A 19,676-nucleotide genomic window follows, 5' to 3' on the forward strand; every position below is an offset into this window, starting at 1 on the left:
CATGTTTATCCCATACCCAATTCGAGCGAAGCATATGCCAAGAGGGCGCTCAAAGTGTATAATAGAAGAAGAAGCGAGGGGAAATTGATGCCGATCATTACGAAAATAACCCGCGGAAAAAACAATCCGGAACGCTATAATATTTACCTGGAAGAAAAGTTTGCGTTCAGTGTCGACGAAACTTTGATCATCCGCTATCAATTGACCAAAGGCAAAGAACTCGACCAGTGGACAATCGAAGAAATGAACTTTGAGGATGAAGTCCGAAAAGCGTTCAATAAGGCCTTGCATTACCTCGGCTTCCGCATGCGCAGTGAAGGTGAAGTCCGCAAAAAGCTGAAAGAAAAGGAATTCGGTGAAGCCGTCATCGATGAAGCGGTCAAAAAATTGTACGAACTAAGCTTTCTCGATGACCAGCAATTTTCAGAGGCACTGCTCCGGACGCAAATTAAATCCGGAAAAAAAGGCCCTCGTGCGATCCAGCAGGACATGCAAAAGAGAGGAATTGATAAGGCTATGCAAAAAGATGTCTTAACAAACTACACGGAAGAAGAGCAACTCGAAGTTGCCACAGGCCTTGCGGAAAAAATCGCTGCAAAAGAACAGTCGAAAACCCCGAGCCAGGTCAAGCAGAAAATCAATGACTCGCTAATGAGAAAAGGTTATCCCTATCCAATCATTAAGCAAGCCATTGAGACCTTGGACCTTGAACGCGACGGCGATCAATGGCTTGATAGCGTCCGCCAACAAGGGGATAAATTATGGCGCAAACATGAAAGTAAATTATCGGGAAATGACCTTAGCCGGAAAGTGAAACAAGGGCTCTACCAGAAAGGCTTCCCAGGTGATGTGATTAGCCAGTACATCGAAGAAAAGGAGTTTGAAGATGAGTGAACATAAACCCTACTCACAAATGGACGAGACGGAATTGCGCAATGAAATCGCCCGTCTGAAAGAAAAAGCACGCAAAGCGGAGCAACTCGGCATTGTGAACGAGTTCGCGGTGCTCGAACGCAAAGCCATTATGGCGGCGTCGTTCCTGCTCGATCCCAGTGACTTTAAACCTGGGGAAGTATACCGCGTAGAGGGCGATCCGAACGTCTATTTTCAGATTGATTATTTAAAAGGCAATTTTGCATGGGGTTACCGCATGGGCGGCGACAAGTACACAGAAGCGCTGCCGATTTCCATGCTGCGCCCATTGAAGGAAGGGAAGTGAATCGATGAAGGAAGTTATTGAACAATTAATCATCGAATTAAGAGAAAAAAACCCGGAGCTGTCGGATGACAAAGCCCGGACATGGATCGAGTTATTGGTATCTGACTTTGAATCGTCGTATGCGAAGGCTGGGTACGATTACCAAGGTACGGCAGTTGTCGAGAAAGTTGTACGCCAGTGGATTGAAAGCTACGGCGACAAGATTCACGAATTTGCAGGAAACAATCCGAAATATGCACATCTTTTGCATGATTCGTAAACATTAAAAAAACGGCCGGGAGATATCCCTGGCCGTTTTTTTATATTCAGTTATGGCTAAAATCGAGCTTTTTCCTCAATTTGTCTTCGCTGAAAATCCACCCTGTATAAGAGTTCAGGATATTATGGTCTTCATCGAGATGGGCCACGGCGACAAACGGATAATAATCATTGCTGCGGTAACGCAAGTCGATCAAACGCACTTCGAAAATGTCCCCGTATTGGTTGATCTCCCAGCGGTATAGCGGGGAAAACGACACAAAGGCGTCCAAGTTCTTGTCTTTCATCGCCGTCTGGATCAAAGCATTTTCAGGCATCGGTTTTTTCAAAAACTTGTCGTAGATGTTGATCGAGCGCCCGTAGGCTTGGCCGACATAATGGTGGCGGTCAGTGTCAGCCGCAATGCGCCACTGGAAATAGCGCATGGTCGGTGCGACGAAGACATCGTTGGTACCTGGAATCGTATTGCGTATCGCTTGTTTGATCGCCGATTGGAGCGCGAACCTGGAGACGTAATAGAAGAACAAGAGGATATACAAAATGCTCATCGTCCACACCGGATCGGCTCCGAAGGCCCAAATCATTAACGCTACGACATGTGCGCCGAAAATAATCGGGTCAAACGTATTGATGACGCCAAGCGCCACCCAATGGTTGGAAAATGGCCGCAACGCCTGCGTGCCGTATGAATTGAAAATATCGACAAAGACATGCAAAAATACAGCAAGAAATGTCCATAGCCATAAATGAAGAAGATTAGCTTCCGGGAAAATAAGGTAGATGGCACCTGAAAGTAATAAAGGCCACGATAGTACAGCTGGCACCGAATGCGTGATGCCTCGGTGGTGGCGTATATAAACCGCATTGTCACGCAGTTTCAAGACGGTATCGATATCGGGGATTTGTGAACCGATAATGGTGCCTGTCATAACGGCAGTCCATGTGGCTGGATGGGCGGCGACAACCGGGTCGGCCATTGCCAAACCGCCGAGTGCAATGCCCATCACGATATGTGTTCCTGTATCCATCGACGCATCCCCCTTTGTTGCGAGCGTTTATAATATCTTGTCAGCCCGCCATTTGATAAAATAAGCATATTCCTTAAGTATACATACCCGCTTCTGGGACGGAATAATCAGTATGAACGGAGGCAGTAACTATAAATATGGACAAGCAGCAATTTCAGCAGGACTTGATCGGCTGGTTCCAAAAAGAACAGCGCGATCTACCGTGGAGGCGCACGGCCGACCCTTATCAAATCTGGATATCCGAGGTCATGTTGCAGCAGACAAGAGTCGATACGGTTATCCCTTATTATAAACGCTTCGTCGAGAAATTTCCCACTGTAGAATCTTTGGCAGGGGCGGAAGAAGAGAGCTTATTGAAGCTTTGGGAAGGACTTGGTTACTATTCGCGCGCCCGAAACCTCCAGGCCGGGGTGCGCGAAGTTGCTGAGCAATACGGCGGCATCGTGCCATCGACGCGCAAGGAAATTTCTTCTTTGAAGGGCGTCGGGCCTTATACGGCAGGCGCTGTTTTGAGTATTGCCTACGGCGTGCCGGAGCATGCTGTTGACGGTAACGTCATGCGAGTGCTCAGCCGCATTCTTTTAATCGACGAAGACATTGCTAAACCGAAGACGCGAAAAGTGTTCGAACAGGCCGTAACGGAATTGATTAGCCACGAAGATCCGTCGTCCTTCAACCAGGGCTTGATGGAACTCGGCGCACTCATTTGTACACCGACGTCGCCGAAATGTTTGTTATGCCCGGTACGCGATCATTGCAGCGCCTTCCACGAAGGCAAGGAAACTGAACTACCTGTTAAAACAAAGGCCAAGAAAACCCGTGCCGTGAATTTTGCCATGGCGGCAATCCGAAGCGGAGACAAAATTTTGATGGAGCAGCGGCCGTCTAAAGGATTACTTGCTGGTATGTGGCAATACCCAATGCTCGAGCTGACAGCACCACTTGAAGTAGACAAAGTCGGCGAATTGTACGCAGAAACATTGAATGGCTCACTCATGGATATAGAGAAAATTACTGCTTTCAAACATGTCTTTTCTCATTTAACATGGAATGTGGAAGGCTATTTGGCCAAAGCGGAAGAATTCACTCCGCCCGGTAATATGAAATGGGTAACGCCTGAGCAATTGGAGCAGTTGCCGATTGCCGGGCCGGGACAAAAAATGAAGACTGCTTTAGAGCAAAGAGGAGATGTAGCAAAATGACAGAACAAAAAGTGGCATTAGTGACAGGAAGCAGCCGTGGGCTAGGAAAAGCGATGGCCATTGCGCTGGCGGACGAAGGCTATGACATCGTCGTCAATTATGCCCGCAGCAAAACGGCTGCACTCGATACCGTAAAAGAAGTCGAAGCAAGAGGAAGAAAAGCGTTGCTAGTTCGTGCTAATGTCGGAGATGTCGAGAAATTGCGCGGCATGTTCGAGACGATAAAAGAAGAATTCGGCCGTTTGGATGTATTTGTGTCCAATGCGGCGTCCGGCGTCTTGCGCCCAGTAATGGAACTAGAAGAATCCCACTGGGACTGGACAATGAACATTAACGCCAAAGCAATGCTATTCGGCGCGCAAGAAGCAGCGAAATTGATGGATAAAGGCGGCAAGATTATTGGCATTAGTTCGCTAGGATCGATCCGTTATTTGGAGAACTATACGACGATTGGCGTTTCTAAAGCAGCGGTTGAGTCCATCACGCGTTATTTGGCAGTGGAACTCGCGCCAAAAAACATTGCGGTCAATACCGTTTCTGGCGGCGCGCTCGATACAGAAGCATTGAAGCATTTTCCGAACCGTGAAGAACTGCTCGGCGATGCGCGTGACAACACGCCAGCCGGGCGCATGGTCGAAATCGACGATATGGTAAAAACAGCGATGTTCCTCATTTCTGACCATGCTGATATGATCCGCGGGCAGACGATTATTGTTGACGGAGGTCGGTCTATCGTCATGTGATTCTCACAACTTTCGGCTTATCGCTGTATGTTTTCAGAATTGATTGATATAATGAACGGGAGATAACATATAGTGATAGACGAAAAGGTGGGATGGTGCATGGCGGTTCCTGCGGAGGGTGAAACAATCCAGATCCACAGTTACAAGCACAACGGACGCATCCACCGTGTCTGGCAGGAAACAACTGTACTGAAAGGGACGAACAATATTGTGATCGGCGCGAACGAACGCACGCTGGTGAGGGAATCGGACGGCAGGACATGGTTGACACGAGAGCCATCAATCTGCTATTTCCATGCCGAACATTGGTTCAACATCATCTGCATGTTGCGTGATGACGGCGTTTACTATTATTGCAATATCAGCTCCCCGTTCGTCTACAATAATGGATCGTTGAAATACATCGATTATGACTTGGATGTAAAAGTGTTTCCGGATATGTCTTACACGCTGTTGGATGAAGACGAATTTGAAGACCATAAGCGGCAAATGGGCTACCCAGAAGTCATCGATCAAATACTCTACCGAAATGTGGACAAATTGATCAGCTGGATTAAGCAAAGAAGAGGCCCTTTCGCCCAGGACTTTATCGAAGTATGGACGAGCCGGTATGAATTTCATAAGCATAACCGGATTCATGATTAACATGGAAAACCTGTTGCCAGCCAACAGGTTTTTCATTTTGAACAGAATGGAGTGAACAGTTTGAGCAGTATGAAACGCTATATGAAATTCGTCAAGCCCTATTATTGGCAAATTGCCTTGACGATTTTCATCGGGATATTCAAGTTTGCGATCCCTCTTTTTATCCCTCTGTTAATCAAGATTGTCATTGATGATATCATCGGCGCAGAGGCGTTGTCGGATGCCGAAAAACTCAGCCAGCTTTACTTATGGCTCGGGGGCACCGCCATCGTGTTTTTCCTGCTGCGCCCGCCGATCGAATATTTCCGGCAGTATTATGCGCAATATGTCAGCAACAAAATTCTCTACGACATCCGCGGCTATCTTTACAGTCACCTGCAGCGCTTGAGCTTGCGCTATTACGCGAACACAAGAGCTGGGGAAATCATTTCGCGGGTTATCAATGATGTGGAGCAGACGAAAAACTTCGTCATGATTGGCTTGATGAACGTTTGGCTAGATGTGGCGACGATTCTCATAGCGATCATCATCATGTTGACGATGGACGTCTCCTTAACGATAGTTGCGCTGTTAGCATTTCCGTTTTATGCATTCAGCGTCAAATACTTTTTTGGGCGTTTACGCGATCTGACGCGCGACCGTTCCCAGGCGCTCGCCAATGTCCAAAGTTATTTGCACGAACGTGTGCAGGGCATGAGCATCATTAAAAGCTTTGCGCTAGAGAAACATGAACAAAAGATTTTCAACAACACGAACGATCAATTCTTGGAAAAAGCGATGGACCATACGAGATGGAATGCCAAGGCATTCGCAGTTGTCAACACCATTACGGATGTAGCTCCGTTACTAGTCATCGGCTATGCCGGCTATCAGGTCATTCAAGGGAATTTGACGCTCGGGACGATGGTGGCGTTTATCGCCTATATCGAACGGCTTTACAATCCGCTGCGTCGCCTCGTCAACTCTTCGACAACGCTCGTCCAATCACTTGCTTCGATGGACCGTGTCTTTGAAATGGTCGATGAAGAATATGATGTGACGGATAAAAAAGACGCGCGTGAACTTGGGCGTGTCGATGGCAAGCTTGAATTCCATAATGTCGGATTTCATTATAATGACGGGGGAAGTGAAGTGCTGTCTAACCTAAACTTCACGGTCCGTCCAGGTGAGACCGTGGCATTCGTCGGCATGAGCGGCGGTGGCAAATCGACAATTGTTTCGCTTATTCCGAGATTTTACGACGCCACAGAAGGAACGATTCGCATGGATGGACACGATTTGAAAGATGTCACAACCCATTCCTTGCGCGACCAGATCGGCCTTGTCTTGCAGGATTCGATCTTATTCAGTGAATCGGTCAAAGAAAATATTCTGATGGGTAAACCCGATGCGAGCGATGCAGAAGTCATCGAGGCAGCAAAAGCGGCCAATGCCCATGAATTCATCTCAAACTTGCCAGAAGGCTACGACACGAAAGTTGGCGAGCGCGGCGTCAAATTATCTGGTGGCCAGAAACAGCGTATCGCCATTTCCCGAGTCTTCTTGAAAGATCCGGCGATCCTCATCCTAGATGAAGCGACATCCGCGCTCGATCTCGAAAGTGAAGCGCTCATTCAGGATTCCTTGGAGCGTTTGGCACATGACCGCACGACATTGATGGTCGCACACCGCTTGTCAACGATCACCCATGCAGACCAGATTTTGGTCATCGACAACGGTCAATTGGCTGAACAAGGCACGCATGAGGAGCTATTGCAAAAACGCGGCGTCTATTACAAACTATTCCAAGTGCAGAACATTGGATAACTATTTCAAGCTCCCCAATTATTGGGGAGCTTTTTCAATATGAAGGAAGGCTCACACCAATCTCCCGAAAACTATTGCATTACTACTAATATTACGTATAATGGAAACACGGAGAATGTTCTGAATAATTCAAAATGAAGAAGGAGGATCTCTATGGACGAACGTAAAACCATCTTGGATGTGAAAGGGCTGCGTACTTCCTTTTTCACAGATGATGGCGAAGTACCGGCAGTCGACAACGTAGATTTCCATATTCGCCAAGGCGAAGTGCTCGGCATCGTAGGAGAATCAGGCTGCGGCAAAAGCGTTACCTCATTGTCCATAATGGGGCTGGTGCCAAGTCCTCCAGGGAAGATCGTGAGCGGGGAAATTTTATTCCAAGATAAGGATTTGACCAAACTATCCGATAAAGAAATGCGCCAGATTCGCGGCGATGACATAGCGATGATTTTCCAGGAGCCAATGACTTCACTGAATCCGCTATTCACCATCGGCAATCAGTTGCGAGAAGCCTTGAAGATCCACAAAAAAGACTGGTCGAAAAGCCAGATTCAAGAACGCGCTGTCGAGATGATGAAACTGGTCGGCCTGCCGCGAGCAGAAGCTTTGCTTAACGAATATCCGCACCAATTATCTGGAGGGATGCGCCAGCGCGTCATGATCGCGATGGCTTTGTTGTGTGACCCGAAAGTTCTGATCGCCGACGAACCAACGACAGCGCTTGATGTAACGATTCAAGCCCAGATCCTTAAATTGATCAAAAACTTAAATGAACGACTTGATACCGCTGTCTTGTTAATCACTCATGACCTGGGGGTCGTCGCTGAGACATGCGAACGCGTCGTGGTCATGTATGCCGGAAAAGTTGTTGAGGAAGGGCCCGTACATACGATTTTTAACGATCCGCAGCATCCCTATACGCGAGGACTGCTAGAAAGCGTGCCGGATATGCGCTACAAGAAAGAGCGCTTGTATTCTATTCCAGGAAATGTTCCGAAACCCGGATCCATTAAGACAGGCTGCAAATACGCAGCGCGTTGTGAGTTTGCATTCGATCGCTGCCGCGTAGAAGATCCTGAGTTGTACCAAACGGCAGAAGATCATAAGACGCGCTGTTTCCTATTCGATCCAAAGGAGGCCAAGTCGAATGACAGAACCGTTGTTGAAAGTTGAAGGTCTGAAGAAGTATTTCCCCATCACAGGCGGGATGCTTGGCCGTGTAAAAGGTCAGGTCAAAGCGGTCGATGATATTTCCTTCTACGTAAATGAAGGCGAAACGCTTGGCATCGTCGGCGAATCAGGCTGTGGCAAGTCGACGACAGGGCGCATGCTGATGCGTTTGCTCGATCCGACAGAAGGCAAAGTGACGTTTGACGGACAGGAATTGACCAGTTTATCAGCGTCTGACATGCGTAAAGCAAGACGCGATATCCAAATGGTCTTTCAAGATCCCTATGCTTCGCTCAATCCACGCCACAGTATCGAGAAAATTTTGATGGAGCCGCTGAATGTACATAATATCGGCGACCCGAAAGAACGCAAGCGGAAAGTCCATGAGTTTCTCGAAATCGTCGGGCTCAGCAGCTATCACGCGAAGCGTTATCCGCACCAATTCAGCGGCGGGCAGCGACAGCGTATCGGCATCGCGCGTGCGCTCATGACCAATCCGAAATTGATCATCGCCGATGAACCGGTCTCAGCACTCGATGTATCGATTCAAGCGCAAGTGCTCAATTTGATGCAGGATTTGCAGCGTGACTTGAAATTGACTTACATATTCATCGCTCATGATTTGGGCGTCGTGCGCCATATTAGCGACCGTGTAGGGGTCATGTATTTGGGCAATATGGCGGAGTTAGCGGATACAGAAAGCCTGTATGAAAAGCCGCTCCATCCTTATACACAAGCGCTGCTATCGGCAGTGCCGGTACCGGACCCTGATTTTGTCCGCGAAGAAGTAGTGATCAAAGGGGATGTGCCAAGTCCGGCCAACCCGCCATCCGGCTGCCGCTTCCATACGCGCTGCCCATTCAAAATGGATATTTGTTCACAGGAGATTCCGCGTTTTGCGGAAGTTGAACCAGGTCATTCTGTGGCTTGCCACCTCTATGAGGAATGCAGGCCGCAATGATAATAAAAAAACAAAATGGAGGGGTTATTTTGGGGAAAAAGAAAATTTTATCACTTGCTTTCCTGATGCTGCTTTTACTGTCGACAGCTCTTTACGGCTGTTCAGGCGGTGATTCAGGATCAGACGGAGAAGGTGGAGATTCAGAATCAGGCGGCGAAAAAGTTTTAATCTTCGGCCGTGGCGGCGACTCAGTATCACTGGATCCAATTTCGGTTACAGATGGAGAGTCTTTCAAAGTAACTAAAAACATCTTTGACACATTGATCAATTTCGGCGAGCAAGATACAGAAATTGAAGCAGGACTTGCTAGCGATTGGCAAGCAGAAGAAGATGGTTTGACTTACACGTTCCAATTGCAAGAAGGCGTCACGTTCCATGATGGAACAGATTTCAACGCAGAAGCAGTTGTCGCGAACTTTGACCGTTGGGCTGCTGGAGATGCAGACCAGTTCCCGTACTATAAATCAATGTTCGGTGGATTTGGCGACGAAGAAGAACACGTCATCGAATCGGTTGAAGCAACAGGCGATTACGAAGTCGTGATCAAATTGAAACGCCCTCAAGCACCATTCTTGAAAAACTTGGCGATGAGCCCGTTCGGTATTGCTTCACCGACTGCATTTGAAGAAGCCGGTGAATCATTCGGCGACAACCCTGTCGGAACCGGTCCTTTCCAATTTGTGGAATGGAAGCGCAACGATACGGTAACAATCGAGAAATTTGATGATTATTGGGTGGATGGAGAGCCGAAACTCGATCAAGTCGTGTTCCGTGCGATTCCGGATAACTCAGCTCGCTTGAATGCTCTATTGTCTGGCGAAATCGATTTGGCTGACGGCATCACGCCATCAGATTCAGAAACAATCGAAAATGAAGAAAATCTTCAACTGTTCGAACGCCCATCGATGAACGTTGGCTACCTTGGGTTGACAACAACTCGCGAGCCGTTCGACGATCCGAAAGTCCGCCAGGCGATGAACCATGCGATCGACCGCCAGGCAATTGTTGATTCATTCTTTGAAGGCCGTGCAGAAGTCGCGAAAAACCCGATGCCTCCGGTAATCAGCGGTTATAACGACAGCATTGAAGGCTATGAATACGATCCTGAAAAAGCAAAAGAACTATTGGCTGAAGCAGGGCTTGAAGATGGCTTCACGATGGAACTATGGGCAATGCCAGTTCCGCGTCCATACATGCCGGATGGCCAAAAAGTAGCAGAAGCCATCCAAAGCGATTTGGGAGAAGTCGGCATTACAGCTGAAATCGTTTCTTATGAGTGGGCAACTTATCTCGAAAAAGCGGCAGCAGGTGAAGCTGATGCATTCCTTCTTGGTTGGACAGGCGATAACGGCGATGCCGATAACTTCCTGTATGTATTGCTTGACCAAGACAATATCGGATCAAACAACTACACATACTACGAAAAACAGGAACTTCACGATCTATTGATCGAAGCACAGACAGAAGTTGATGAAGATGCCCGCAATGAATTGTATATGCAGGCTCAGGAAATCATCCACGAAGATGCTCCATGGGTACCGCTTGCGCACTCTACACCGCTTCTTGCTGGTGGGACAAACGTAATCGACTTTAAAGCGCATCCAACTGGCTCTGATAAACTGGCATCAGTAGATTTGGAGTAGGCATTTCTTTTGGGGGGAGAGGTCATACTGATTTCTCCCCCTTTTTCAATACATAACGCAATTGAGATGGAGAGGTGAAGAAGATGCTTCACTATATCGGGCAGCGGCTTTTGCAATTGATTCCTGTATTGCTCGGAATGACGTTTATCGTCTTTATGATCATCCGGGCGATTCCAGGCGATCCAGCACAAGTCATCCTTGGGCAACAAGCATCCGAAGAAGCAATTAAAGCATTACGGACCAGTCTGGGGCTTGATAATCCCTGGTACATCCAATATTTCGATTACTTAAAAGGCCTCGTTACAGGGGACATGGGGGAGTCATTGCGTACGCGTTCTCCCGTTTCTGAAGAAATCTGGCCCTATTTGGCGGCAACATTTGAATTATCCTTATTTGCGATCATTATTGCCGTAGTGATCGGCATCAACGCAGGCATCATCTCGGCGTGGTTCCAAAATTCTTGGTTCGACTATTTGGCAATGATTTTGGCATTGATCGGTGTCTCCATGCCAATCTTCTGGCTCGGACTTATGAACCAATGGATCTTCTCAATTGAACTCGGCATATTGCCGACAACAGGACGTGAAAACGTTAGGGATCCAATCGACAATATTACCAATTTTTATGTGTTAGACACGCTCATTCAAGGCGATTTTAACCAGCTTGCCACGGTCTTGAAGCATTTGGTGCTGCCAGGTACGGCACTTGCGACCATCCCAATGGCAATCATCGCACGGATGACACGCTCATCGATGCTGGAAGTTATGCGTTCAGATTATGTTCGGACAGCTCGAGCTAAAGGCGTCAAAATGTTCTGGGTTGTCTATAAGCACGCATTGAAAAATGCAATCATTCCAGTTCTCACCATCATCGGCTTGCAAATGGGCTTGCTGCTTGGTGGCGCGATACTGACAGAGACCATTTTCGGATGGCCAGGCATCGGACGCTATATTTACGAAGCGATCGGGTTCCGTGATTATCCAGTTATCCAATCCGGTATTCTAGTCGTCGCGTTCATCTTTGTTATGATCAATCTTATTGTCGATTTGCTTTACGGCTTGGTTGATCCAAGGATCAAATATGATTAGGAAGGGGGAGGAGCATTTTGGCAGAAACAACAGTAGATAAGCAGGAAATGCAGAAAGTCGCTGGCCCTTGGAAAGAGGCGTGGCGTGGATTCCGCAAAAGTAAAGTCGCGGTCGTCGGCATGGGCATCGTCATCTTCTTCATTCTTTTGGCGATTTTCGGACCTTTGTTTACACCACAAGGCATTAACGAACAAAACCTTTCCCAGCGGCTCCTGGCTCCTTCCGCCGATCATTGGATGGGCACGGACGATTTCGGCCGCGATATTTTATCGCGTGTCGTATACGGAGCGCGGATCTCACTTTGGGTTGGCTTCCTGGCAGTTATCGGATCGGTGGTCGTCGGCAGCATACTCGGCATCTTAGCCGGCTACTACGGACGATGGGTAGATACCATCATTTCCCGTCTGTTCGACATCATGTTGGCGTTTCCGAGCATCCTTCTGGCGATTGCCGTTGTATCGGTTCTAGGGCCGTCACTGCGCAATGCCTTGATTGCGATTGCCATCATCAACGTGCCGAACTTCGGGCGCTTGATCCGTTCGAAAGTATTGAGCATCAAAGAAGATGAATACATCATGTCGGCAAAAGCGATCGGCATGAAAGACAACCGAATCTTGGTTTCGCATATTTTGCCAAATTCCATGGCACCGGTCATCGTCCAAGGCACATTGGCGATTGCGACAGCGATCATCGAAGCGGCCGCTCTTGGCTTCCTTGGCCTCGGAGCGCAGGCGCCTTCTCCAGAATGGGGCAAGATGCTTGCCGATTCCCGTTCGTATTTGACGAACGCTCCCTGGACGATGATTTTCCCGGGTGTTGCGATCATGTTGACGGTTCTAGGTTTTAACTTAATGGGAGACGGGTTGCGCGATGCACTCGACCCGCGTATGAAATCATAAGAAAAACGCCCGGAAATTTTTCCGGGCGTTTTTTATATGGCATTTTCGATGTCGGGGTCGACTTCTTCGCTATGGTAATTGTGGTACGCGATGATCAGCAAGTCCAGATGCTCCAAATGCTCTTCATAATCAAGCAGGGCAGATAAAACATGCATCAAATGATATACGGAAAATTCATCTTCTTCGACTTCAGTCGATAAATTGATTTCCTTAACAAAAATCGACATGACTTCATTGCGTTTCAACACCGCATCCGGCCCTGAACTTTCGCTATGTTCCGGGCGTATCTTACCGACATATTTCATGTAAAGCTGTTCGTGGTAACTTGCCAAACTTTCTAAGCGTTCCTGCACCATCATGTGGAATTGTTCGGGCAAATCCCTCAATTCATTTTCGTAGCGGTTCAGGCGACGGAGAACTTCCAGGCTTTTTTTCGAAGTAGCAATCATCTGGCGATACAATACCAACTTGCGTGCTTTCGTATATTGCTGTTTCTTCGTATAGCTGCGTTCTTCTTTATAAAACAAATACCACTGATCGACTTTTGTCAGCTTTTCAGTCAATTTGTCGATGTCTTCTTTGACCGATGAATGATCAGATGCGTGGCGTATGGAAATCCGGATCCACCGAATGACATCCTCACTAACTGAATGGATAGACTGGAATAAACGGGTTTCATATTTAGGTGGCAAAAAGATCATATTGACAATAAATGCCGATAAAATTCCGAGTAACACTGTTAAAAATCGCAAGGAGGCAAAGATCAAAAAATCATCCGATTGCGAATCCATGATAATAATTAACGTGACTAAGGTTAAAGGGACGGTGTTTTCCAGCTTTAATTTCAGCATAATAATGATCGCTAAAATCGCAGCGACGCCAATCGTCAAATAGTTCGGCCCCAAGGTCAGCACGAAAATCACCGCAATCGAAGCGCCGATTAAGTTCCCGTATACCTGGTCAAGTAAAGTTAGGTAGGACCGATAAATGGAAGGCTGGATAGCGAAAATAGCCGCAACTCCTGCAAATACCGGGGTCGGAAGTTCAAGAAGCGTCGCCAGAAACAATGCTAATGCAATTGCGATACCAGTTTTGAATATGCGTGCACCGAGTTTCATCGGCCAACATCTCCTTCAGAAAAAGCTCCATTTTTACAACTGGGCAAATGCATGCTCTACTGCCCGTATTGATGTATCAATATCTTCCTCTGTATGTTCTGTAGTCAAAAACCAGGCTTCGTACTTTGAAGGTGCCAAATTAACGCCTTGTTCTAGCATCAGTTTAAAGAAACGTCCAAACATTTCTCCGTCTGTGGCTTCTGCCTGTTCATAATTCTCCACTTTTTGATCGGTGAAATAAATCGTCAAAGCACCTTTTAAACGATTGACGGTGATGGTAACACCGTGTTTTTCAGCCGCAGCTAAAATCCCGGTTTCGAGACGTTCACCCAGTTGGTCCATTCGTTCGTAAATGCCCTTTTCCTGCAAAACTTCGAGACAAGCGATACCTGCCAGAATTGATGCGGGGTTGCCGGCCATTGTTCCAGCTTGGTAAGCGGGTCCGAGTGGGGCGACCGTTTCCATGATTTCGCGCTTCCCGCCATATGCACCGATCGGCAAACCGCCGCCGATGATTTTTCCAAGCGCTGTTAAATCCGGCTCGAGGCCGAGCAGATTCTGAGCTCCGCCGTAATGGAAGCGGAAAGCGGTGATTACTTCATCATACACAATCAATGCGCCTTTTTCTTTGGCAAGGGCGTGTACGCCTTCAAGGAATCCTTCTTGCGGTTCGACAATGCCGAAGTTGCCGACAATCGGTTCTACAAGGATGCAGGCAATTTCGTCTCCCCAACGTTCCATCGCTTCACGGAAGGCTTGTGGGTCGTTAAAAGGAATGGTGATGACTTCTTCTGCAATCGATTTCGGGACGCCTGCCGAATCGGGAGTGCCGAGTGTAGCAGGGCCGGAACCTGCAGCGACGAGCACTAAATCGGAATGGCCGTGATAGCATCCGGCAAACTTCATGATTTTGGTGCGGCCTGTATACGCCCGCGAGACGCGGATAGTCGTCATAACAGCTTCCGTGCCGCTATTGACAAAACGTACTTTATCCATCGCGGGCATCGCTTGTTTCAGCATTTTAGCGAATGTCACTTCATGTTTGGTCGGGGTCCCGAACAAAATACCGGTTTCAGCAGCGTGTGCAATGGCTTTGGCAATATGCGGATGGCCATGGCCAGTGATGATTGGTCCGTAAGCTGCCAAAAAGTCAATGTATTTATTGCCATCGACATCGTAGAAATAAGCGCCTTTTCCATAGTCCATCGCGATTGGAGAACCGCCACCGACGGCTTTATAAGAGCGGGAAGGGCTGTTGACTCCACCGACAATGTGTTCTAATGCTTCTTGATGCAATCGTTCGGAATTCGAGTGGTCCATAAAATGCCTCCTAAAATAATCTATTCCTTATTGTAGACAAAATCCGCCACAAACGCCAAAGAAATTGAAAGTAATGATACCGTCGGGTACGATAGAAGAAAGAAAAGGAGTGATGGATTTGGCTACATTAGAAGGAATGGCAGCACCTGGATTCACATTGCAAGACCAACAGGGCGAAACGATTTCCCTTTCGGATTACGTAGGAAAAAAATACGTCGTGCTTTATTTCTATCCGAAAGACATGACGCCAGGCTGCACGACACAAGCTTGCGATTTCCGCGATGCTGAAAAAGATTTCTCAGAGCTAAATGCAGAAATTTTGGGCGTCAGTGCAGATTCGAAAGAACGCCACCAAAAATTCATCGACAAGCACGGCTTGCCGTTTTCGCTTCTCGTTGACGAAGACCATCACGTATCTGAAGCTTATGGCGTATGGAAACTGAAGAAAATGTATGGCAAGGAATTTTGGGGCATCGAACGCTCGACATTCCTAATCGACCCGACAGGTACAGTGATCAAGGAGTGGCGGAAAGTGAAAGTCAAAGAGCATATCGAAGAAGTGTTGGAAACGGTAAAAGCAATCAGCGGCGATTAAGAAAGGAAGAATCTGATGGATGTCCTATTTACATTTGTGCCAAAAGAGAACCAGCAGGAACGGCTTCAAGCTGAATTCCCTGAAGTGACGTTCCGCTTCTTATATAAGAATAAGTCATTTTTGCCGACAGCCGATATTGTGGTTACTTACGGAGAAGATCTAACAGCAGAAGATATCGACAATGCCGAAAACTTAAAGTGGATTATGGTGGCAAGTGCCGGAATTGAAAAAATGCCCCATAAAGCTATAGCCGATAAAGGGATAATCGTGTCAAATGTTAAGGGAATCCATAAAACCCCAATGGCTGAATCCGCTCTAGCGCATTTGCTGGCACTCAAACGTTCATTGCCATTCATCTATGAAAGCCAGCGGAATGGGGAGTGGAATCGCAAAACCCATTCCTCCGAACTGGCAGGCTCAACAGCCGTTCTCTTCGGTCCAGGGGCGATTGGATCTGAGATTGGACGCTTACTTCAAGCATTTGGCGTCCGGACGATTGGCTGCAACCGTTCAGGTAAAGATGCCGATTATATGAATGACATGGTTTCTTTTGAAAATGCGCTGACCGTGCTTCCGGAGGCTGATATAGTCCTCGCTGTATTGCCGAGTACCGAGGAAACCCACCATCTATTGAAAAAAGAACATTTCCAGGCCATGAAAGAAGATGCGATCTTCATGAATTTTGGCCGTGGAGATTTAGTAGAAGACCAGGTGATGCTAGAAGCGCTCGAAACTGGGGAAATTGGGCAGGCTGTATTAGATGTATTTGAAGAAGAGCCATTGCCAGCAGACCATCCGTATTGGCAAATGGACAATGTCATCATTTCCCCGCATGTTTCGAGCCATTCCGGAAAATATGTCGAGCGCGCATTGGACGTGTTTATACCGAATTTACACGCCTGGCTCAACGGCGACACATCACCATCAAATCCAGTGGATATGAAAAGGGGGTATTAAAGATGAAAATCTATACCAAAACAGGCGATAAAGGAACGACTTCACTCGTTTATGGCAGCCGCGTCAAAAAAAATGACCCGCTCGTTGAGGCCTATGGGACTTGCGACGAGGCCAATACGATGATTGGGCTTGGTGTGGGGCATCTCAACGGAGAATTTTTTGAGAAAAAAGAAGCGCTCTGTGAAATTTTTCACCAAATTCAAACAGTGCTTTTCCATGTAGGAGCGGAGTTGGCGACCCCTGCAGACAAAGAAGTGAAATGGAAACTCGAAACAGAACATGTTAATCAGTTGGAAGACTGGATCGATGAATTTGATGCAGAACTTCAGCCACTCAGCAATTTCATTTTGCCCGGCGGTCATCCAGCGGGAGCGGCACTGCATGTAGCCCGAACCATTGTGCGTCGAGCCGAGCGCAATTCGATAGCAATAGGGGAAGGAGTCTCGCCAAACGTCTTGGCATATTTAAACAGGCTTTCAGATTTTCTCTTCGTCGCAGCGCGCTTCGTTAATCAGCAGCTGGGTTCCAAAGAAAAAGGCCTTCACGCAGAATAGGGAAAAGTTCTAAGCAGCAGGTCACACCTGCTGTTTTTTTATAGTGTCTAGCAGATTTTATTAGCCAAATAAATAGAAAACTAGTGTCCTATAGCGATTTCTTGACATGCCGACAGTTTTTTAGGTACACTAATTATAACGATTATAATGTAAGAATATATACGAAGTGAGGTGCCCAGCGATGTCTGAAGCCCAATTGAAAGACGCACTCGATACATTGAAATCTACAGGTGTCAGAATTACGCCACAGCGACATGCGATTTTGGAATTTATGATCCATTCTACATCGCATCCGACAGCAGATGATATTTATCGTGCGCTTGAAAAAGCCTTTCCCAATATGAGTGTCGCCACTGTTTATAATAACTTGCGTGTCTTTAAAAAAGCAGGGCTAGTGAAAGAATTGACCTATGGAGATTCTTCTAGCCGTTTCGACTTTGTCACCCATGATCATTATCATATGATTTGCAATGAGTGCGGAAAAATCGTCGACTTCCATTATCCAGGATTAGACGAAGTGGAACATTTGGCTTCCCACGTTACAGGCTTCCAAGTAGATTATCATCGTCTAGAAATCTACGGAACATGCCGTGACTGCTATAGCGAATCAGCTAAAGCACAATAAAAAAAGAATGTCCGCCATGTAGGCGGACATTCTTTTTTTATTGTTGCGTTTTTTTCTTATTATATTCTTCGTTAAACGCTTTCCCCTCGAGCGAAGGGTCCATCGTCAACGGTTCATTACAATGCATACAAATATCTACACGGCCCAACATTTTGGTATGACGTTCGCAATTCGGACACTGAACTGGGACAGTTTTCATCGACAGCAAGCCTATCCAAGCATAAACCCCAGTGCTTCCGATGATTGCAATAACACCGAGCAGCATAAAGATAACCATGACAATCGGTTGGTTGCGGAAATAGATGCCCACATACATAATGACGATGCCAATGAAAATCAATGCCAGAGCGAAGGTCCGGATGCGGTTGATTTTATTTTTATAAGATTTCATGAGCTGTTCCTCCTTGCGTCCATCATACTATATCACAAACGTCCGTAAAAAGGGTTAAGCTAATTCTGTTAAAGGAATATAAGAGAAATATGTCGAAATAAAGAAAAACGGCAAAGAATAATTGCGTGCCTAGAGTATCGAGGGCATCATTAAATATGAAGATATACAGCAGGGAGTGACGACGGATGGAACAAATATTGAGACCGTTATATCAAGAGCGTGCGAGCCAGGAAACGACACTTGGTGTCATCTTAATCGAAAAGAGAGAAGACATCAGCCCGATTACAGATACGTTCGATTCAATTCTTCTGATCATTACAAAAGAAAACGAAACGCCCGTTTTCACGAAACACTACACGTACCTTGATAAAAAAGCTGCCATGCATATTATTACAGAAAAACAATTGCACAAATGGCTGCTGCTGGGAACTAACCGTAAAATTGTTGACTGGCTTTTTAATGGGCGTGTCATATATGATCGCAATGAGTTTATGGAGAAACTTAAAACTGAACTAAAAGAATATCCATTCTACGGCAGAAAAATAAAAATGGGATTAGAGTTTGCTAAACTCATACGCCGTTACCTGGAAGGTAAAATGTTCTTTGAAGAAAAGAATTACTTAGATGCTTATCATCACATGGTAGAGTCACTCCATCACTTGGCGCGGTTATCTGTGTTGGAAAATGGCCTTCCGCCAGAAGTGACAGTCTGGTCGCAAGTGAAGAAGATGGAGCCAGCGATCTATAAACTATATGAAGAGCTTATTTCGAGTGATGAGGCGATAGACAAGCGATTGGAACTATTATTCTTGGCTAGCGAATTTTTCATCCACTCAAGAACTCAAGATGGCTCACAGCATATTCGCGAAGTAATGGAGAAACAAAGCAGCTGGACCATTCAAGAATTACATGAACAAGAAGAGCTGAAAAACTATTCGTCAAACCTTGAAGTGCTTGTCGAGTTCTTAATTGAAAAAGACTTAATCTCTATCAACGGTGTGAAAACAAAGAGCGAAGGTATTTTCCATCGATATTATTCAGTGAAAAACTAAGTTTTTTCAAAGAGATAAAGCTGATCGAGAGGTACTCTCGATCAGTTTTCTTCATTAAAGGGGGCAAAAGGATAGAAAGTAATCCCTGAAATAAAAGTAGCGGTTGAAAAACAACTTAAAGATATTTTTAGTTTTCCGTTGACAATCAGTCAACTAATGTATTATGATATTACTTGTCGCTCGAACGAATTAAGTTTTTCACAATAATAAAAAAGGCTTGACTCTTTCACGTAGCGGTGTTAAATTAAAGAAGTTGCTTTTGAAGCAGCGTTAACATTTGAACCTTGAAAACTGAACAGCAAAACGTCAATAATACAGTCGCGAGCGATCGCGACACAACTTACTGATCAGCTTCGGCAGATCAAGCGAATCGTGCGTCTTTCGAGACGGCGATACGCCAGC

The 19,676-nt window shown here is 46.5% G+C and carries 21 protein-coding genes; 17 read left to right on the forward strand and 4 right to left on the reverse strand.

What is annotated here, in order from left to right:
• Window positions 1-87 precede the first annotated feature (87 nt).
• The 3 genes from recX to BBI11_RS04925 are packed head-to-tail and all read left to right on the forward strand — an operon-like array spanning window position 88 to window position 1,478.
• On the forward strand, window positions 88-894 hold the full coding sequence (gene recX, locus BBI11_RS04915; protein WP_068461178.1) for a recombination regulator RecX: 807 nt from the start codon (window positions 88-90) through the stop codon (window positions 892-894).
• Window positions 887-1,219, forward strand: a complete 333-nt coding sequence (locus tag BBI11_RS04920; protein ID WP_068461179.1) for a YfhH family protein — start codon at window positions 887-889, stop codon at window positions 1,217-1,219. Before recX ends, BBI11_RS04920 begins: the two co-directional genes overlap by 8 nt.
• A gap of 4 nt (window positions 1,220-1,223) precedes the next feature.
• A complete protein-coding gene (locus BBI11_RS04925) occupies window positions 1,224-1,478 on the forward strand; it encodes a YfhJ family protein (protein ID WP_068461180.1) in 255 nt (84 codons plus the stop codon).
• Between the two features lie 46 nt (window positions 1,479-1,524).
• Here the strand turns inward: BBI11_RS04925 and BBI11_RS04930 are convergent, their stop codons facing one another.
• Window positions 1,525-2,505 (reverse strand): metal-dependent hydrolase, encoded by a 981-nt coding sequence (locus tag BBI11_RS04930; protein WP_068461181.1) that lies wholly within the window; start codon window positions 2,503-2,505, stop codon window positions 1,525-1,527.
• A 137-nt stretch (window positions 2,506-2,642) separates the two neighbouring features.
• Here BBI11_RS04930 and mutY point away from each other — a divergent pair, with 137 nt between their 5' ends.
• From mutY to nikC, 9 genes are all read left to right on the forward strand, one after another.
• Window positions 2,643-3,707, forward strand: coding sequence for an A/G-specific adenine glycosylase (mutY, locus tag BBI11_RS04935; protein ID WP_068461182.1), 1,065 nt, complete (start codon window positions 2,643-2,645; stop codon window positions 3,705-3,707).
• Window positions 3,704-4,450: an enoyl-[acyl-carrier-protein] reductase FabL gene (gene fabL / locus BBI11_RS04940; protein WP_068461183.1), complete on the forward strand. Its 747-nt coding sequence runs from the start codon at window positions 3,704-3,706 to the stop codon at window positions 4,448-4,450. Before mutY ends, fabL begins: the two co-directional genes overlap by 4 nt.
• A gap of 99 nt (window positions 4,451-4,549) precedes the next feature.
• Window positions 4,550-5,095: a nucleoside tri-diphosphate phosphatase gene (gene ntdP, locus BBI11_RS04945; RefSeq protein ID WP_058381347.1), complete on the forward strand. Its 546-nt coding sequence runs from the start codon at window positions 4,550-4,552 to the stop codon at window positions 5,093-5,095.
• Window positions 5,096-5,155: 60 nt separating this feature from the next.
• Window positions 5,156-6,901 carry an ABC transporter ATP-binding protein gene (locus BBI11_RS04950; protein WP_068461184.1) on the forward strand — a complete coding sequence of 582 codons (1,746 nt, stop codon included), beginning with the start codon at window positions 5,156-5,158 and terminating at the stop codon, window positions 6,899-6,901.
• 153 nt (window positions 6,902-7,054) lie between these two features.
• Window positions 7,055-8,074 carry an ABC transporter ATP-binding protein gene (locus tag BBI11_RS04955; protein ID WP_068461185.1) on the forward strand — a complete coding sequence of 340 codons (1,020 nt, stop codon included), beginning with the start codon at window positions 7,055-7,057 and terminating at the stop codon, window positions 8,072-8,074.
• Window positions 8,049-9,032, forward strand: a complete 984-nt coding sequence (locus BBI11_RS04960) for an ABC transporter ATP-binding protein (RefSeq protein ID WP_068461186.1) — start codon at window positions 8,049-8,051, stop codon at window positions 9,030-9,032. Before BBI11_RS04955 ends, BBI11_RS04960 begins: the two co-directional genes overlap by 26 nt.
• Before the next feature lie 29 nt (window positions 9,033-9,061).
• Window positions 9,062-10,675, forward strand: coding sequence for an ABC transporter substrate-binding protein (locus BBI11_RS04965; protein ID WP_068461187.1), 1,614 nt, complete (start codon window positions 9,062-9,064; stop codon window positions 10,673-10,675).
• A gap of 83 nt (window positions 10,676-10,758) precedes the next feature.
• A complete protein-coding gene (locus tag BBI11_RS04970) occupies window positions 10,759-11,763 on the forward strand; it encodes an ABC transporter permease (protein ID WP_068461188.1) in 1,005 nt (334 codons plus the stop codon).
• Window positions 11,764-11,810: 47 nt separating this feature from the next.
• Window positions 11,811-12,662, forward strand: a complete 852-nt coding sequence (nikC, locus tag BBI11_RS04975; protein WP_208597202.1) for a nickel transporter permease — start codon at window positions 11,811-11,813, stop codon at window positions 12,660-12,662.
• A gap of 32 nt (window positions 12,663-12,694) precedes the next feature.
• On the opposite strand, the gene BBI11_RS04980 is transcribed toward nikC, so the two are convergent.
• Window positions 12,695-13,780 (reverse strand): FUSC family protein, encoded by a 1,086-nt coding sequence (locus BBI11_RS04980; RefSeq protein ID WP_068461190.1) that lies wholly within the window; start codon window positions 13,778-13,780, stop codon window positions 12,695-12,697.
• A 33-nt stretch (window positions 13,781-13,813) separates the two neighbouring features.
• Complete coding sequence (locus tag BBI11_RS04985) at window positions 13,814-15,100, reverse strand: glutamate-1-semialdehyde 2,1-aminomutase (RefSeq protein ID WP_068461191.1); 1,287 nt, start codon at window positions 15,098-15,100, stop codon at window positions 13,814-13,816.
• A 118-nt stretch (window positions 15,101-15,218) separates the two neighbouring features.
• On the opposite strand from BBI11_RS04985, the gene bcp reads away from it, so the two are divergent.
• The 4 genes from bcp (at window position 15,219) to perR (ending at window position 17,831) form a co-directional block, all read left to right on the forward strand.
• A complete protein-coding gene (gene bcp / locus BBI11_RS04990) occupies window positions 15,219-15,695 on the forward strand; it encodes a thioredoxin-dependent thiol peroxidase (RefSeq protein ID WP_068465613.1) in 477 nt (158 codons plus the stop codon).
• Between the two features lie 15 nt (window positions 15,696-15,710).
• Complete coding sequence (locus BBI11_RS04995) at window positions 15,711-16,652, forward strand: D-2-hydroxyacid dehydrogenase (RefSeq protein ID WP_068461192.1); 942 nt, start codon at window positions 15,711-15,713, stop codon at window positions 16,650-16,652.
• 2 nt (window positions 16,653-16,654) lie between these two features.
• Complete coding sequence (locus tag BBI11_RS05000; RefSeq protein ID WP_068461193.1) at window positions 16,655-17,206, forward strand: cob(I)yrinic acid a,c-diamide adenosyltransferase; 552 nt, start codon at window positions 16,655-16,657, stop codon at window positions 17,204-17,206.
• A gap of 181 nt (window positions 17,207-17,387) precedes the next feature.
• Window positions 17,388-17,831 carry a peroxide-responsive transcriptional repressor PerR gene (perR, locus tag BBI11_RS05005; protein ID WP_058381335.1) on the forward strand — a complete coding sequence of 148 codons (444 nt, stop codon included), beginning with the start codon at window positions 17,388-17,390 and terminating at the stop codon, window positions 17,829-17,831.
• Window positions 17,832-17,868: 37 nt separating this feature from the next.
• Here the strand turns inward: perR and BBI11_RS05010 are convergent, their stop codons facing one another.
• Window positions 17,869-18,222: a YgzB family protein gene (locus BBI11_RS05010; RefSeq protein ID WP_068461194.1), complete on the reverse strand. Its 354-nt coding sequence runs from the start codon at window positions 18,220-18,222 to the stop codon at window positions 17,869-17,871.
• 185 nt (window positions 18,223-18,407) lie between these two features.
• Between BBI11_RS05010 and BBI11_RS05015 the strand changes: the two genes are divergently transcribed.
• Complete coding sequence (locus BBI11_RS05015; protein WP_068461195.1) at window positions 18,408-19,274, forward strand: nucleotidyltransferase-like protein; 867 nt, start codon at window positions 18,408-18,410, stop codon at window positions 19,272-19,274.
• Window positions 19,275-19,676 lie beyond the last annotated feature (402 nt).

Source organism: Planococcus maritimus, from assembly GCF_001687625.2.
Taxonomy (GTDB): domain Bacteria; phylum Bacillota; class Bacilli; order Bacillales_A; family Planococcaceae; genus Planococcus; species Planococcus maritimus.